Annotated in this window: 14 protein-coding genes; 8 read left to right on the forward strand and 6 right to left on the reverse strand. The window is 67.2% G+C overall.

Features of this window, described 5'->3' with window-relative positions:
- The first annotated feature begins 73 nt into the window (after window positions 1-73).
- The 3 genes from E3O47_RS05835 to cofD are packed head-to-tail and all read left to right on the forward strand — an operon-like array spanning window position 74 to window position 2,951.
- Entirely contained in the window at window positions 74-1,096 is a 1,023-nt protein-coding gene (locus E3O47_RS05835; RefSeq protein ID WP_241977409.1) for a putative F420-0 ABC transporter permease subunit, read from the forward strand.
- Window positions 1,087-1,953, forward strand: coding sequence for an ABC transporter ATP-binding protein (locus E3O47_RS05840; protein ID WP_134343168.1), 867 nt, complete (start codon window positions 1,087-1,089; stop codon window positions 1,951-1,953). The genes E3O47_RS05835 and E3O47_RS05840 overlap by 10 nt, the downstream gene beginning before the upstream one ends.
- On the forward strand, window positions 1,950-2,951 hold the full coding sequence (cofD, locus tag E3O47_RS05845) for a 2-phospho-L-lactate transferase (RefSeq protein WP_104100087.1): 1,002 nt from the start codon (window positions 1,950-1,952) through the stop codon (window positions 2,949-2,951). Before E3O47_RS05840 ends, cofD begins: the two co-directional genes overlap by 4 nt.
- 167 nt (window positions 2,952-3,118) lie before the next feature.
- On the opposite strand, the gene cofC is transcribed toward cofD, so the two are convergent.
- The 3 genes from cofC to E3O47_RS05860 are packed head-to-tail and all read right to left on the reverse strand — an operon-like array spanning window position 3,119 to window position 5,597.
- Window positions 3,119-3,772, reverse strand: a complete 654-nt coding sequence (cofC, locus tag E3O47_RS05850) for a 2-phospho-L-lactate guanylyltransferase (RefSeq protein ID WP_134419814.1) — start codon at window positions 3,770-3,772, stop codon at window positions 3,119-3,121.
- On the reverse strand, window positions 3,769-4,593 hold the full coding sequence (gene cofE, locus E3O47_RS05855; RefSeq protein WP_198416265.1) for a coenzyme F420-0:L-glutamate ligase: 825 nt from the start codon (window positions 4,591-4,593) through the stop codon (window positions 3,769-3,771). Before cofE ends, cofC begins: the two co-directional genes overlap by 4 nt.
- Before the next feature lie 2 nt (window positions 4,594-4,595).
- Window positions 4,596-5,597, reverse strand: a complete 1,002-nt coding sequence (locus tag E3O47_RS05860; protein WP_104194343.1) for a TIGR03557 family F420-dependent LLM class oxidoreductase — start codon at window positions 5,595-5,597, stop codon at window positions 4,596-4,598.
- 109 nt (window positions 5,598-5,706) lie between these two features.
- Here E3O47_RS05860 and E3O47_RS05865 point away from each other — a divergent pair, with 109 nt between their 5' ends.
- A complete protein-coding gene (locus E3O47_RS05865; RefSeq protein WP_134419816.1) occupies window positions 5,707-6,543 on the forward strand; it encodes an exodeoxyribonuclease III in 837 nt (278 codons plus the stop codon).
- 441 nt (window positions 6,544-6,984) lie between these two features.
- On the opposite strand, the gene E3O47_RS05870 is transcribed toward E3O47_RS05865, so the two are convergent.
- Window positions 6,985-7,485: a hypothetical protein gene (locus E3O47_RS05870; protein ID WP_134343171.1), complete on the reverse strand. Its 501-nt coding sequence runs from the start codon at window positions 7,483-7,485 to the stop codon at window positions 6,985-6,987.
- Between the two features lie 149 nt (window positions 7,486-7,634).
- Here E3O47_RS05870 and E3O47_RS05875 point away from each other — a divergent pair, with 149 nt between their 5' ends.
- Window positions 7,635-9,002: a hemolysin family protein gene (locus tag E3O47_RS05875; RefSeq protein WP_134374862.1), complete on the forward strand. Its 1,368-nt coding sequence runs from the start codon at window positions 7,635-7,637 to the stop codon at window positions 9,000-9,002.
- The gene (locus E3O47_RS05880) at window positions 8,995-10,035 is read left to right on the forward strand and encodes a hemolysin family protein (RefSeq protein ID WP_134419818.1); all 1,041 of its coding nucleotides are present in this window, start codon (window positions 8,995-8,997) and stop codon (window positions 10,033-10,035) included. Before E3O47_RS05875 ends, E3O47_RS05880 begins: the two co-directional genes overlap by 8 nt.
- 73 nt (window positions 10,036-10,108) lie before the next feature.
- Here the strand turns inward: E3O47_RS05880 and E3O47_RS05885 are convergent, their stop codons facing one another.
- Window positions 10,109-10,795, reverse strand: coding sequence for a TetR/AcrR family transcriptional regulator (locus E3O47_RS05885; protein WP_198418020.1), 687 nt, complete (start codon window positions 10,793-10,795; stop codon window positions 10,109-10,111).
- A gap of 113 nt (window positions 10,796-10,908) precedes the next feature.
- Between E3O47_RS05885 and E3O47_RS05890 the strand changes: the two genes are divergently transcribed.
- Complete coding sequence (locus E3O47_RS05890) at window positions 10,909-11,610, forward strand: DUF4386 domain-containing protein (RefSeq protein WP_134343173.1); 702 nt, start codon at window positions 10,909-10,911, stop codon at window positions 11,608-11,610.
- A gap of 48 nt (window positions 11,611-11,658) precedes the next feature.
- Here the strand turns inward: E3O47_RS05890 and E3O47_RS05895 are convergent, their stop codons facing one another.
- Entirely contained in the window at window positions 11,659-14,502 is a 2,844-nt protein-coding gene (locus tag E3O47_RS05895; protein ID WP_134419820.1) for an AMP-binding protein, read from the reverse strand.
- A 113-nt stretch (window positions 14,503-14,615) separates the two neighbouring features.
- Between E3O47_RS05895 and E3O47_RS05900 the strand changes: the two genes are divergently transcribed.
- Window positions 14,616-15,269: a hypothetical protein gene (locus E3O47_RS05900; protein ID WP_104100078.1), complete on the forward strand. Its 654-nt coding sequence runs from the start codon at window positions 14,616-14,618 to the stop codon at window positions 15,267-15,269.
- Window positions 15,270-15,774 lie beyond the last annotated feature (505 nt).

Raw genomic sequence — 15,774 nt, forward strand, 5'->3', positions numbered from 1 at the left:
GACGGAACAGGCGAGGCAGGTGGATCGGGTGGAGCTGCAGCAGCCGGAACGCACGGCGGCCCAGAGCCGTCGCGTGGCCGGGCGCGCGGGCTACCTGGGCTGGCTCGCCCTGTCGGTCCTGGCCCTCGTGCTCACGGCGGGGCTGGCCGTGACCATCGGTCCGGCCGACGTGAGCCTGACGGATGTCGCCGCGAGCCTCGCCGGGCACCTCGGCCTGCCGGGCGCCGCCGGGGTGGCCCCGCTGACCGACTCGATCGTGTGGCAGCTGCGCCTGCCGCGCGTTCTGACCGCGGCCGCTGTCGGCGCGGGGCTCGCGCTCTGCGGCGCGGTGATGCAGTCGGTGACCCGCAACCCGCTGGCGGACCCCTACCTGCTCGGGCTGTCGAGCGGGGCTTCTCTCGGCGCGGTCTGTGTGATCGTTCTCGGCGTCGCGGTGGCGCTGCCGGCCGCGGCGTTCCTCGGCGCGCTGGCAGCCCTCGTCGCCACGCTGAGCATCGCGCGGGTCGCCAACACGATCACGCCCGGGCGCGCGGTGCTCTCGGGCCTGGCCATCGCTCAACTGGGTGCGGCCGGCACGTCCTTCATCATCTTCTGGGCAGCCAAGGGCGACTCCTACCGGGAGATCCTCAACTGGCTGCTGGGCTCGCTGGCCGGCAGCTCGTGGTCGAGCGTCGTCATCTCGGGCACTGCCCTCGTGGTGGTCGGCGCCGGGATCGTGCTCTCGGCCACCCGCCTGGACGCGTTCACCTTCGGGGACACCGCCGCGGCATCCCTCGGCATCAACGTCAACGGCACCCGGTGGATACTGCTCGGCGCGGTGGCGCTACTGACCGGCGCCATGGTGGCCGTGAGCGGGGCCATCGGCTTCGTCGGCCTGATCCTGCCGCACCTGGTGCGCGGCCTGAGCGGGCCCGGCCACCGCCGCCTGCTGCCGCTGACCGTGGTGCTCGGCGCCCTGTTCCTGATCGTGGCCGACACGGTCGCCCGCACGGTGTTCGACCCCCGCGAGCTGCCCGTGGGCATCATCACCGCGCTGATCGGCGTGCCCGTCTTCATCGTGCTGATCAAGAGCAGAAAGGCCGCCGCATGGTCGTGATCCTCGACCGGGTGTCGTTCCAGGTCGACGGCACCCCGATTCTGACCGATGTGTCGGCGGTCGTGCCCACGGGCGCAGTGACCGGCCTGCTCGGACCCAACGGGGCCGGCAAGTCCACCCTGTTGCGCCTGATCGCGGGGCTGGAGGCACCGGATGCCGGCGGCGTCGAACTCGACGGAGCGCGATCCGGCAGAGGGTCCGGTCTGTCGCGGCGCGAGACCGCCCGGCGGGTGGCGCTGCTCGAACAGAACGCCACGCCCAGCGTCGACCTCACGGTGCGCGAGGTCGTGCTCCTCGGCCGGATCCCGCACCGCAGCCGGGTGCTCGGCAGCTTCGGCGGCGACGACGACCACCGGGTGGCCGAGGAATCGCTGGCCGTGGTCGGCGGCAGCGACCTCGCCGACCGGGCGTGGCATACGCTCAGCGGCGGCGAGCAGCAGCGCGCGCAGATCGCCCGGGCGTTGGCGCAGCGGCCGAGTCTGCTGCTGCTGGACGAGCCGAACAACCACCTCGATGTGAGCGCCCAGATCGGGCTGCTCGGGCAGGTGCGCGGGCTCTGCGCGGGCGCGGCCGGCACGGGCCTGACCGCGATCATGGCCCTGCACGATCTGAATCTGGCCGCCGCGTTCTGCGACCAGATCCTGCTGCTGCACCACGGGCGACTGGTCGCGGCCGGCACCCCCGAGGCGGTGCTGCGGCCGGCGACCATTGCGGAGGTCTACGGCGTGGACTGCGACGTGATCCCACATCCGCGCGGCGGGCATCCGGTGATCGTGTTCGCTCCATCCACGACGATTCCGGCCTTCCCGCCTCCCCGTGAACCCGAAGTCACCCAGCACGGAAGAGCGCACAGATGACGACCATCACCGTTCTGGCCGGCGGCATCGGCGGCGCCCGGTTCACCCGCGGGCTGCTGAAGCACCTGGCGGAAACCGAGCCGGAGGCGACGGTGACGGTGATCGTGAACACGGGCGATGACATGTGGCTGGACGGGCTGCGCATCTGCCCGGACCTCGACACCGTGATGTACACCCTCGGCGGAGGCATCAACGAGGAGCAGGGTTGGGGGCGGCCCGAGGAGTCCCGCCGCGCCTCCGCTGAGATCGCCGCCTACGGGCGCGGCTGGTCCTGGTTCACGCTCGGCGACCTGGATCTGGCCACCCACATCGTGCGCAGCGACCTGCTCCGGAACGGCTCCACGTTGAGCGAGGCCACCGAGTTCCTCTGCCGCCGCTGGCAGCCCGGGGCGCGCCTGCTGCCGATGAGCGACATCCCCGTCGAGACACATGCCCGACTGGCTATGGATGCCGATGAGCACCGGGCCGGCGAGCTGATCCACTTCGAGGAGTGGTGGGTGCGCTACCGCGCCGGCGTTCCGGCGACCGAGTTCGTGCAGGTCGGACTCGAGTCCGCAGTCCCCGCGCCGGGCGTCGTCGACGCCATCATGACGGCCGACCTGGTGATCCTGCCGCCGTCGAACCCGGTCGTTTCGGTCGGCACGATCCTCGCCGTACCGGGCATCCGGGACGCCCTGCGTTCCAGCACCGCCGCGGTGGTCGGCGTCTCGCCGATCATCGCGGGCGCGGCCGTGCGCGGCATGGCCGACGCCTGCCTGCACACCATCGGCGTCGAGACTACGGCCGAGGCCGTGGGCCTGCACTACGGCTCCCGCGCCGCGGGCGGCGTGCTCGACGGGTGGCTGGTGGACGAGACGGATGCCGGCGCGCTGCCGGCGCTGGCGGCCGCCGGCATCCATTCGGTCGCCGTGCCGCTCTGGATGCGGGATGCCGCGACAACCATGCGGCTCGCGGCGGATGCGCTCGCCTTCGCTCGCGGCACCCACTCCGTCGTCTGAGCGGCAGTAGCACAGCCGCGGCAGCTCCATCTATGGCGGCAACAGTTTCGACTCCCTGCCGCAACGGGCGTGCACGTAACCTCGGAGATTTTTGCGACACGCCGCTCACGGCGCCCTGAAGTGACCCGGCGTTTCGCGAAAAATCTCCGACTGTAGCGACGCGCCGATCAGCGCGCGGCGGCCGACCCCGGGGCCTCGACGACCAGGAGGGTGTGCGGCCCGACGCCGAGACGCTGCGCCACCGCAAGGTCGGCGGCGGTATCGACGTCGTGACGGATCGAAACGGATGCCGCCAGCACGAGCGGCACATGGCCGGCGGCCTCATGGGCGGCCCGAGACCCAACCCCGAACCGAGGCTCGATCGGGACTCCGGCGAGCGCGAGCAGAGCCGTGGTGCCGGTTCCGGCCGCGTCGGGCACCAAACTGCGATCGTGCGCGGCGGCGAGGTGCAGAGTGCGCTCGACATCCGCGGGCGTCAGCGCCGGCAGATCGCCGGTCAGCACGGCTAGGTTCGCCTCCGGAAATGCCCCGCGGGCAACCATCAGTCCCTGCCGGATTGCCGCGTTCAACGGGTCTGCGGGAAGGATCGATTCGCGCACCGGGGCCTCGCGCACGATGTCGACCCCGAGCCCGGCCAGCCGACCCGAAAGTTCACCGTCGCCCGTGACGACCAGCACCCGGTCGACACCATGCGCCGCCAGCAGGGCCGCGACCGTGTCGAGAGCGAAGGCATCCGCCAGCCCGGCCCGATCAGGCCGCTCGCCCAGCCGGCTCTTCGCCCCGGGGTTGCCCTTGACGGGCACGATCGCCACCCAGCTCATTCGGTGACGGAAACGACGGATGCCGCGTCGACGGCGGCAGCGGCCAGCCCCGCCGCGTACCCCTCCGAGAAACCCTCGGCGTGCGCCTCGGCGCTCCCCAGCCGGAACATGTCGTTCTCGCTCGGCCGCAGCAGCCGGGTCGCTCCGCGCGTATCCGCGTCGTCGGGCTCGCCCACGAGACGACCGAGCCCGCGCACGACCGCGACCGGGTTGCCGCTGGTCTTGCCCTTCACCAAATCGGCCGCGCCGGCGATCTCATCGGCGACCGCGGCGACGGTCACGTCGAGGCGCCGGCCGGACGCATCGGTCGTGCCGCGCAGGTCGTCGAGAACCGTGACTCCGGCGGCTCCGATCACGATGTCGGTCTGGCCCTCACGCCACGGGCGCCCGACGGTGTCGGTGATCAGCACGCCGAGCCGCAGGCTGGTGCGTTCGTGGAGGGCTGCGCAGAGGGCGCGCGCGGAGGCATCCGGATCGACGGGAAGGAGCAGCACGAACCCGTCGGGGGTGTTGCTCGCATCGACGCCGGCCGCCGCCATCACCAGGCCCTGGCGGTTCTCGACGATCCGCGTCATCCCGCCGGGAAAGGCGCGGGTCGCGACGACCCGCACCGTCTCGTCGGTGATCGCCTGTTCCCGATCGGCCGCCCGCACCTGGCGGCCCTCGGCCTTGGACACGATCTTGCTTGTCACGGCGAGAATGTCGCCGTCGCGCAGGCGGCTGCCTGCCGCGTCGGCGATGAGCGCAGCGAGGTCTGCGCCGGCCTCGACCTCACCGATGCCCCCCAGCACGAAAACGTGCAGGCCGGTTGGTTCTGGCACCACTAGCGCACGAGCTTCGGCAGCACGGATGCGCCGAAAACGTCGATCCACTGGCGCTGGTTGCGGCCCACGTTGTGCAGGTAGATGCGGTCGAAGCCGAGGTCGACGAACTTCTGGATGTAGGCCCGGTGGTCGTCGGGGTCGGCTGAGATGATCATGCGGCCCTCGAAGTCCTCGGGCCGAACGAGTTTGGCGATCTGCTCGAATTCGAACGGTGAACGGATATCCCCCTTCGGGAACTTCATCCCGCCGTTCGGCCACTCGACCAGGGCGTTCCGCATGGCCTCCTCGTCGGTTTCGGCCCAGCTCATGTGCAGCTGCAGCACCTTGGGCATAGCGGCCGGGTCCTTGCCGCCATCCCGGGCGCCGTCGTCGAACTTGCCGAACAGCATCGAGATCTTTTCCAGCGGGGCTCCGACCGTGATCAGGCCGTCGGCGTGACGCCCGGCGCGCTTGGCCGTGACCGGGCCGGCGGTGGCGACGAGAATCTCCGGGGCCACCTCGGGCATGGTCCAGAGCCGGGTCGACTCGAGCTTGTAGAACTGGCCGGAGTGCTTGACGTCCTTGCCTGCGATGGAGGCGGTGAACAGCTTGGAGATGATCTCAATGGCCTCGAACATGCGATTGATGCGCTCGGGGGCTTCCGGCCAATACTGGCCGACGATGTGCTCGTTCAGAGCTTCGCCGGAGCCGAGGCCGAGCCAGTGCCGGCCGGGGTACATCGAGGCGAGCGTCGCGGAGGCCTGCGCCACCATCGCCGGGTGCCACCGGAAGGTGGGCGCGGTGACGCCGGGCCCGAGGTCCCCCTTCGTGCGCTCACCGATCGCCGCGAGCACGCTCCAGACGAACGAGGACTCACCCTGGGCGGGCACCCACGGTTGGAAGTGGTCGGCCGCCATCACCCCGGTGAACCCGTGTTCCTCGGCGTAGGCCGACAGGGCCACCGCCTCCGCGGGCGCGAACTGCTCCAGCATCGCCGCGTAGCCGATCTGCAAATCCGTCATGGTTACCGCCCTGCCTTTCGTTGTGGTTCGATCCTGTCACTCCCGGCTCCGAGAACTCCCCTCCCCACTTAGAAACGCCCGAGCGGCATCCGTCAAATAGGCTGGAAGCATGCGCATCGCCACCTGGAACGTCAACTCCATCCGTGCCCGAGTCGGCCGGGTCGTCGACTGGATGGTGCGCGAGGACATCGACGTGCTCGCGATGCAGGAGATCAAATGTAAGCCTCCGCAGTTCCCGGCGCAGGCGTTCGAGGACGCCGGCTACGAGCTCGCCGTCCACGGCCTCAGCCAGTGGAACGGCGTCGCGTTCGCCAGTCGCCTCGAGATGACGGATGTCGCCACCGGCTTCCCCGGCATGCCCGGCTTTCTGAAGGGCCAGGAGGGTCCCGTCCTCCCGCTCGAGGCCCGGGCGCTCGGCGTCACGGTGGAGGACCTGCGGTTGTGGAGCCTGTACGTTCCGAACGGACGCAGCATCGACGACCCGCACTTCGCCTACAAGCTGGACTGGCTGGAGCGCCTGCGCGCGCACGCCCGAAACGAACTGGCTCGCGACCCGCACCTGGCCCTCGCACTGATGGGCGACTGGAACGTGGCCCCATTCGAGCGTGACATGGGTGACCCGAGCTTCGTTCCCGGCAAATCCACTCACGTCTCCGAGCCCGAGCGGGCCGCGTTCCGCGCGTTCGAGGCGGAGGGCATCTTCGATGTGGTGCGCCCGCTGGCTCCGGAGGGTTACACCTTCTGGGACTACAAACAGCTGAGGTTCCCCCGCAACGAGGGCATGCGGATCGACTTCATCCTCGGCTCCCCCGCGTTCGCGGATCTGGTGACCGCGGCGAGCATCCACCGCAATGAGCGCAAGGGTGATGCGCCGAGCGACCACGTTCCCGTGGTCGTGGAGCTGACCCTCGAGGGCGAAGACGACGACCGCCCGATGATCTTCTAACCGGCGCACCGAGCCGGAAACGTGCCGGCAACGGCGCGTGCGAGCGCGGCGGCGCTACTCGCACGATGACTTCCATACCCTGGGGGCGCCACAGTATCGCCACAATATCGCCACAAGCGCGCCCAGCGACCTCCGTCACCGTCTCCGTCACCCGCCGCGTCGAGCCGACCCGCATCTCTGCGGCCACGCGCTGGGCTCAGCGGGGCCAGGACCTTCCTGGTCATGCCCCAGATCACCCGGATGCTGCGCCCCTGGCTGCGACGGCGGCCCCCGGTGTTAGATGAGTGAGTCCGAATCGTTTGGTTGTGTCGCTTTCGCAAGGTCAGAGCTGACCGCACCGAGTGGCCTCGGTTCATCGAAGGCGGAACGCTGTGCCCGGCGTCGAACCAATTCGACGGAGATTTTTGGTCAAGCACCCGTTTTTGAACCGAAACACGCTTTCTAAAGCAAAATCTCCGTCGAATTCGTTCGGAACGAGGCGTAGGGCGTCGGACTCAGCTCGGCCGGCATTCCCTCGCTTTGTGGTCCGGAGCCGTGTTCGGCTTCGAGCGATCGATGTCGTGCTCGGCCATCGGCCGGCCGGCCGCTAGATCGGGGCAGGCAGCGCCGCGACGGCCACCACCGCGAACAGCTTCGCAGCGTCCAGCCGGAGACGAACCGGCCGAAGATGTAGGCACCACCGGCATCACGACCCCCTTGATGACGGATGCCGCCGCCACGCGTTTGCGCGCCGATCCCGCCTTGAGCAGGCGCTCCCCGTGCAACGACATGCCGAACGCCAGGAGCAGCCGCACCCAGCATGGTTTCAGCCATCGGAGTGTGAAAGAACACCCGGTTGATGGCCAGCCCGGCGCCGACGCCGATGATGCCGAGGAGCGCGACGAGACAGCCCACCAGGATCACGAATCCGATGATGGAGAAGCCGACCAGAGCACCGCCCACGCGACGAGCTTAGGGAGGCTGGAACCGAGAGTTTCCCAGCCACAGCCGGGCACCGCCCGATAGTCTTACCCTCCTCATGGACCCTGATAAACCCTCGCCCATCCAGCCACGCCTCGACATCCTGCGCCCGAGTCTGAGAGGGCCACATGCTGTTTGAGTGGGCGATGGTGGGGGTCGGGCTTCTCCTCACCGTCGGAACGGGCATCTTCGTCGCCGCCGAATTCTCCCTGGTCACCCTGAACCGCAACGAGCTCGAGGCCCGGCAGGAACGCGGCGAGAAACGCCTCGGCCCGACCATCAAGGCCCTGAAGATCACCTCCACGCACCTGTCCAGCGCGCAGCTCGGCATCACGCTGACCACCCTGCTGACCGGGTTCACCTTCGAGCCCGCCATCAGCTCGCTGCTGACCGGGCCGCTCACGGGCGCCGGCGTGCCCGAAGGACTCGTGCCGCTGCTCGGCACCATCATCGCCATTTCGCTGGCCACCCTGTTCTCCATGGTGATCGGCGAGCTCGTGCCGAAGAACTTCGCCCTGGCCGTGCCGCTGGCCACGGCAAAGATCGTGCTGCCCCCGCAGGCCCTGTTCACCGCCGTATTCAAGCCCGTCATTCTGCTGTTCAACAACACCGCCAACGCCCTGATCCGCCTGGTCGGCATCGAGCCGAAAGAGGAACTCTCGGGTGCCCGCAGCGCCGAAGAGCTCAGCTTCCTCGTGCGGCGGTCGGCGACGGAAGGCGTGCTCGACAACGACCACGCGGCCATGCTGCACCGCACGCTGCGCTTTGCCGACCACACGGTCGACGACGTCATGACCCCCCGGGTACGGATGTCCTCGGTCAAGGTCACCGACTCTGCCGAGAGCATCCTGGCCCTGTCCACGGCCACCGGCTACTCCCGCTTCCCCGTGATCGACAGGGATTCCGACGACATCGTCGGGGTGCTGCACGTCAAGGCGGCCTTCGCCGTCGAGCTGGCGCAACGCGACCAGGTCACCGCCGACGAGCTGAAGGTGGAGGCACTGCGTGTGCCCGAGTCGATGGCCGTCGACACGCTCCTGGGCCTGCTGCGCAGACAGGGCTTCCAGATCGCGGTCGTCGCGGACGAATACGGCGGAACGGCCGGCATTGTCACGCTCGAGGACCTCGTCGAAGAACTCGTGGGCGAGCTGGAAGACGAGCATGACCGGGCGAAAGCCGGCGTCATCCGTTCGGGTCGTTCTGTGGTGTTCGACGCCGGCTGGCGGCCGGACGAGCTGTTCGATCGGACGGGCGTCACGGTGCCCGAGGACGGCGACTACGAGACCGTCGCGGGCTTCATCGCCGATCAGCTCGACCGCATTCCCGAACTCGGCGACGAGGTCCCCGTCGACGGTGGCATCCTGCGGATCGACCGAGTCGATGGCGTGCAGGTTCAGCGCGTGCGCTACACCCCCGAAGACCCCGAGCACGATCCGAGCCTGGCCACCAGACACGACCGAATCGTCACCCGAATCCAGAAGGACCTGACCCATGAGTGAGTACTGGCCGGGCCTGATCTGGCTCGTCGTGTTGTTGACCGTCAACGCGTTCTTCGTGGGCGCCGAGTTCGCCGTGATCTCGGCCCGCCGGTCGCAGATCGAGCCGCTCGCCGCCCGCGGCAACAAGGCGGCGAAGACCACCCTCTGGGCGATGGAACACGCGACCTTGATGCTGGCGACCAGCCAGTTGGGCATCACCGTGTGTTCGCTGCTCATCCTGAACGTGTCCGAGCCGGCCATCCACGGCCTGCTGGAGTACCCGCTGGCCCTGACCGGACTCTCTGAGCGCGCGATCAGCGTGATCGCCTTCGCGAGCGCGCTCGCGCTCGTGACGTTCCTGCACGTGGTGTTCGGCGAGATGGTGCCCAAGAACATCTCCTTCTCCGTGCCCGACCGCGCCGCGCTCATCCTGGCGCCGCCGCTCGTCCTCGTCGCCCGCATCTTCAACCCAGTGATCGTCAGCCTGAACTGGCTGGCGAACGGGGTGCTGCGCCTGTTCAAGGTGCAGCCGAAGAATGAGGCGACCAGCGCATTCACCCTCGACGAGGTGGCCGGCATCGTGGAGCAGTCCACCCGCGAGGGTCTCCTGACGGATGCTTCGGGCACCCTCTCCGCCGCGTTCGAGTTCACCTCGAAGCGAGTCTCCGACGTGGAGGTGCCGATCGGCGCAATGGTCTGCCTGCCGGCATCCGCGTCACCCGCCGACATCCAGCGGGCCGTCGCCCAGCACGGCTACTCCCGGTACATCCTCACTGACGTCGACGGGCAGCCCACGGGCTACCTGCATCTGAAAGACGTGATGGACCTCACCTCCGGGAGCACGTTCACGGAGCCGGTGCCGGCCAAACGCATCCGTCGCCTGGCCTCCGTGTTCCGGGGCAGCGAGCTCGAAGATGCCCTGGCGTCGATGCGGCGCCTCGGCGCGCATGTCGCCACATCGTTCGACGCTGACGGAGTCGCCACGGGCGTTCTGTTCCTCGAGGACATCATCGAGGAGCTCGTCGGCCAGGTCGATGACGCCACCACCGTGTAGGTGACGGCCGGGGCGCGGATGCCGCGTGGAATGTCGATGGGTGCCCGTCACGTGTGTCTCATGACGCCCTCATTCATTCAAAGGCCTGATCGGTGTCTCGCAGAGTCTCGAGTCCGTCGAGTATGAGGTCGAGCCCGACCAGGAATTCATCCCCATAGGAGTATCCGGGCTTCAAGACGTGGTCGGCCGTGAGTTCAGCCAGGTACGGGTACTCGCTTGTGGTCAGCTGCGCCAGCATGATCGCGGCCATCGCTGCCGTCTCGTCCGGCGTGGTGAAGGGCAGGCTCTTCTCCTGCATCGCGAACCCGTAGATATAGCTGTCGACAGCGGAGAAAGCGTGGGCCGTCTTCTCAACCGAGAAACCGCCGTTGCGGAAGGTTCCGATCACCCGGTCGTGGTGGCGGAGGGTGCCCGGTCCCGGGTTCGTTCCGGAGTCACGAACGGTCGTAGCCCAGGCATGACGGGCGAGGACATCCCGGAATGAGATCGAGCGCTTTCGGATTGCCGGCTTCCACTCATCGCTGTGTGACGGCAATTCGATCTCGCCGAAGATCGCATCGGCCATGGCGTTGATGAGGTCATCCTTGTTGGCCACGTGGTTATAGATCGACATGGCCTTCACGTTCAGATCCTCGCCCAGACGCCGCATCGTGAGGGCTTCAAGCCCCTCCGTGTCGGCAAGGCGAACGGCGGTGGCGATCACCCGCTCGCGGTTCAAACGAGCTCGGGGTGCGGGTGCTGCTTCACGTGCTGCTGCCAAGTCTCTCTCCTGCACTCATATTCGTTGACAAACCTTACCACGTACATATATTTTACTTACATCATAAACATACGTCGTAAGTTCTAGCCACAGATACAGTAAGGATACGAGCCATGACCACTCACCTCCACCCCGCCCCCAGCGCCACGGCGCCGGCTGCCACCCTCAACCCCTTCCGCTGGTCACAGCGGACCGGAGCGCTCGTAACGGGCACCGCCCTCACGGCCATGGTGTTCCTCTCGATCTTTGGTTATTTCATCGCCGTCAACAGCCTCGTGACCGCCGGTGATGCGGAAAAGACGACCGATGCCATTTCCGCCTCGCCGGCGCTGTGGCTCGCCGGGATCGGCGCGCTGTGTGTCGTCGTCGTGCTGGACGTCGTCGCCGCCGCCGGCACCTACGCGCTCTTCAAGCCCGTCAGCCGTGTCGTCTCCGCTGGTGCCGGGTTGATCAGAATCGCTTTCGCCGGGTGGTTCATGGTCGCTCTCAGCCGGCTCGTGGTCGCCTTCACCAACCTCGACACCCCGGAAGCCGCGCTGGCCGACATCGAGTCGTTCTCGTCGATCTGGACCACCGCCCTGGGCCTGTTCGGGGTGCATCTCCTCCTGATCGCCTACCTGTCGATCCGCTCGGGCTTCATGCCGAAGGTCTTTGGAATCCTGATCGGTCTCGCCGGCATCGGTTACATTGCCGACCTCATCGGCCTGGTGGTGGCACCCGCCTTCACCCCGACCTTCGGCCTGTTCGGCTTCGTGGGCGAGACCGCCATGATCTTCTGGCTGCTCATCGGGGGACGGCGTCTCCCGCGTTCCTAACCGCACCCGACCTCACCCCGAACTATGCCCCGCTCATCCAGCCCAACCTCACCGCCGGCGACCGGCCGACGTTCTTGTCGCGAATACATTGGCCACAAGCGTGCGGGTTGCGACCGCGGGATGACGGGTCCACCAAGCGCTCAGTGCGGAATATCCTCGCCAGGCGAGGATACCCACCGCGAAGGAGGCAAGGGTGGCGAGCAGCGGTACGTCGTCCCCGAAAAGCGGGAAGACCTGCCAATGGACGAGATATACGAACAACGATGCCGAGGCCGTGACGCTCAGCACCGACACCAGAATCCGCGGGACGGGGACGGCCGGAATCCAGAGGAGAAGAAGCAGTCCCGCAATCGTGATCGCCTCGCGGGCCGGGTCGCCGAAGAAGCCCGGAACGGAGAGCACGACGAGCGCAGAGCTCAGCACCCGCCGAGTGACGTCCGTGGAACGCGCGATGAGCCAGCCGAGAGCGATGAGCCAGAGCACGAACGGCAGCGAATAACGTTCGGTCGGCCCTGCCTCGACCCCTCCGGTCAGCAGCAGACGAAGCAGAAGCGCCCCCGCAAAGAAGGACGCCGCGAAGACGAAGGGGTATCGGCGCTCGATCCGGTCGAGCTGGGGCACGCAGAAGAGAAGCGCAAGGCCAAGGATCGTCCACACGACGGATTCCAGGAACCAGTACTGCCATTGCACCGTCCAGCGTTCGTCGCCGCCGAGCAGGTTGTGCAGCATGAAGACCGTCGCGGGTTCGTACATCCCTCCGATCAGGGCAACTCCACCGATCCACAGCACGGCCGGGACGAAGATCTGGACGGCGCTGCGCAGAAGCTTCCCGAGCCGTACCGGCCGAGGTACATCGGCGAACTGGAATCGGGCCAGGTTATAGCCCAGGATTCCGAGCAGCAGGTGAGCACCGCCCTGCATCTGGAAGAGGTTGGCGTGCGTCCCCGTGATGAGCGCGATGGCGATAGCCCGCAGCACTACGGATGTCTCCATGCGCGCCAGCGACCGTCGGGGTCGCGCCCCGGACGGTGCGGTTCGGCGGCTCGCCAACTCCCGGGCCGATTTCGCGGGCCAGTCCCTGGGGAGCGTGCCGAGCATCTGCTCGAGCCGCACCGAGACCTCGACGTAGCTGAGCGAGTCGCCGTGCAGCGCGACGAAGCTGTCGTCCAGGACCGCGTCCGGACGGTCAAGGAGGGTTGAGTAGAGCGCCCGAATATTTTCCGCCGTCACGGTCCCTCTGCGATCCACCAGCGGGACTTCTCGCTCGAGGTCCGCCGCCTCCCGAAGCAGGCTCGCGGTGTCTGGCTTGCCGCTGGACGTCAGGGGGAACTCCTCGACAAGGTGCACCCGGACGATGTGATCGGGCAAGCCAAGCGCCTCCGCGACGATCGGCGCGACGAGCCCGAGGGCCCACCGCTCTCGCACGAAGACCACAAGGCGTTCCTCAAGGTTCACCGCCCTCGCTTCGACACCGTCGTCGTCAAGGAGCCGTTCGACCCGGTCGAGGTCGATCCGCAGGCCGTATATCTTGACGAAGCGACTGCTCCGCCCGACGATTTCGAAGAGTCCGTCGTCGTGCTGGCGGGCTAGATCGCCGGTGCGCAGATCCCCCACTGTCGGTCCAGCGGCGAGTTCCTCCGGGCTCTCCGCGTATCCCATCATGACGTTCGGCCCGGTGTACACGAGGTTACCGACCGAGTGCTCGTCGGCGTCGTCGATGCGGAACTGCCCGCCCGGTATCGGGATTCCGATGGATTCAGGCCGGGTCGCCGCCAACTCCGGCGGCAGGTAGGCCATCCGTGCGGTCGCCTCTGTCTGTCCGTACATGACGACGAAGTCGAATCCACGTTCTTGCCCCAGCCGGGCGTAATCGCGCACCCGGTCGGGGCCGAGCCGGCCGCCGGCCTGAGTGATGTAGCGCAGGCTCGAATGTTGGCGCCCAGCGAATCCGGTCGAATCGAGAAGGTCGAAGGTGTAGGGAACGCCGGCGAAGGAGGTGGCCCCTGCCGCGTCGAACTCGTTCCAGAATGCAGACTCGACCACAGAACGCTCGGTGAGGAGCAGGCTCGCCCCGGAGATCAGGTGGCTGTTCACGACTGAGAGGCCGTAGCAGTAGTGCATCGGCAGGGTTGTGGCCGCCCGGTCCTGCTCGGTCAGGGCGAGGTAGTCGGCGATGCTTCTCGCGTTGCTGCGCACATTCTCGCGTGACAGCCGAACGAGTTTCGGCGATCCTGTCGAGCCCGAGGTGCTGAGCAGCAGTGCCAGCTCAGGGTGCAACGTGTGCCGGCTTCCCTCGCGTCGCTCATCCAGACGCCATTCGCCGCCGACGGGCGCCAAAACCACGTCGGGGTCGTAACGCTCAAGGAGCCCGTTCCTGTTCCGCTCCTGGCTCGGCTCGTCCCCGTCGCCCGCGACGAGGAGAACTGGATGCCCCGCCGCGAGCGCGGCGAGATAAGTCACCAGGGGCTCCAGGGCGTTCGCGCACGACACCATGACGAGTCGGCGGCCGTCTCCCAATAATTCACGCCGGTCACGGACAAGTTCGTCCAGTTCGGCGTAGTTTATGGTTCCATTCGCGGTCACGAGGGCAGTCGCGGACGGATCGCCGGAGAGGAGTCGGAGGGCCTCAAGACCGCCCACCGGGTCGCGTCGGGTGCTCCTCAGTGGTTCTACCGCGCATATCCTTGCGGGCGGGAATGCATCGTATGTTTTGTCGGTGCGCACGGCTGTCTCTGGTCGAAGTTTGCCCCCGCAGTCACACTGAGGCAAGGCTAACCTTAGTTCACGAACCCTGTGGATGGACCGGCAAACCTGCGACGAGGAAGTCGTCTCTCCGAGACCGAATCGGATGACCGACACGCACCCGGCCTTGTCTACATGACCAAACCTCATTACTGTCCGCTCCGAACCACCAATGATCAACGGGAATTCCTCGTTGACCGCTGACCAAGGAGTAAATCGTGAAACGACATTCCATCGGGATTCTCGGAGTTTCGACTGTTGCGTTGTTCGCCGCAGCCGTACTCGGATCCGGAGCAGCTCAAGCGCAGACCACGCAATCCGAACGCACCCCCAAAACGGTGACGTTGACCGCGAACCTCACGGAACTCAACGGATCCGGGGCATCCGGAACTGCAACCGCGACAGTTCGCAACCAGAAGATCAAGCACATTGAAGTGCACGCCTCCGGGCTGATGCCAGAGGCCCCGCACGCTCAGCACATTCACTACGGCAACCAGGCGATGCAAGAGTGCCCCACCATCGCACTGGACAGCAACGGTGATGGTCGCCTGAACACCGTGGAAGGGATTCCCGCCTACGGACCGGTCGTCGTCTCACTGACGACGACAGGGGACACCTCACCGGCCAGCTTGCTGGACGTCACCCGGTTCCCGGTGTCTGAGGGCGGCAGCTACCACTACAGCCGCGACAATCTCCACATCACCAAGGTGGGGGGAACCGGATACCCCGGCCCCAGCGGAACAGGAACGGCGAAAGAGATCGCTGATTCCATCCGCGAGGGCGAAGGCGTCGTCGTGATCCATGGCGTCGACTACAACGGCAACGGCGAGTATGACTTCAGCCGAGGTGCAAGCGAACTCGACCCGAACCTGCCGGCAGAAGCAACGGATCCGGCCGCCTGCGGCATCCTGGAATAGACAACACCCTCAGCACGACTCTGGGTTGAAAGAGCCTATGGCCCATCCTGCCGGATGGGCCATAGGCATGCCGAAATCACCGTCGCGGGGAGAGGTGGTCGTGATGTACGCGTTCATGGTGTTCCTCGTATTTTTCGGCCACGCGAAGCGAGCAGGAGTTCGCGGGGCAACCGGGACACAAGAGTCCTCGGACTTGCCCGCTCAGTCCCGGCGCAGATGACGGGGCATTGATGGGGGCGTCGCGCAACTCTGGGGCGAGCGCCATGAGGTTGATCCGCTGGTCCCAGGTCGTGGGTCCAATTCATGGGGCCACGTCGTGGCCCAGGGCGGCAGACAACCAACTAATCGATCGGTGTCGATATATCGAGTGTGACTCTTGCCCCGATGGATGTCAATTTGTCCACCTGCACACCCGTCACTCGAGTTGGGGTCGCCGGCATTCAACGGTCACAGATTCGTGCGCTAACGGTAATTCCCTTGCCGCGGCGCCCGCCGCACGCCTACG

Source organism: Cryobacterium sp. TMT2-17-1, from assembly GCF_004402765.1.
In the GTDB taxonomy this organism is placed as follows: Bacteria; Actinomycetota; Actinomycetes; order Actinomycetales; family Microbacteriaceae; genus Cryobacterium; species Cryobacterium sandaracinum.

Bases quoted from the DNA above. Each gene is read 5' to 3' on its own strand.
- E3O47_RS05840 (WP_134343168.1), top strand. From the start codon at position 1,087: ATGGTCGTGATCCTCGACCGGGTGTCGTTCCAGGTCGACGGCACCCCG.
- cofD (WP_104100087.1), top strand. From the start codon at position 1,950: ATGACGACCATCACCGTTCTGGCCGGCGGCATCGGCGGCGCCCGGTTC.
- cofC (WP_134419814.1), bottom strand. From the start codon at position 3,772: ATGAGCTGGGTGGCGATCGTGCCCGTCAAGGGCAACCCCGGGGCGAAG.
- E3O47_RS05860 (WP_104194343.1), bottom strand. From the start codon at position 5,597: ATGACGGATTTGCAGATCGGCTACGCGGCGATGCTGGAGCAGTTCGCG.
- E3O47_RS05865 (WP_134419816.1), top strand. From the start codon at position 5,707: ATGCGCATCGCCACCTGGAACGTCAACTCCATCCGTGCCCGAGTCGGC.
- E3O47_RS05880 (WP_134419818.1), top strand. From the start codon at position 8,995: ATGAGTGAGTACTGGCCGGGCCTGATCTGGCTCGTCGTGTTGTTGACC.
- E3O47_RS05890 (WP_134343173.1), top strand. From the start codon at position 10,909: ATGACCACTCACCTCCACCCCGCCCCCAGCGCCACGGCGCCGGCTGCC.
- E3O47_RS05895 (WP_134419820.1), bottom strand. From the start codon at position 14,502: ATGAGGTTTGGTCATGTAGACAAGGCCGGGTGCGTGTCGGTCATCCGA.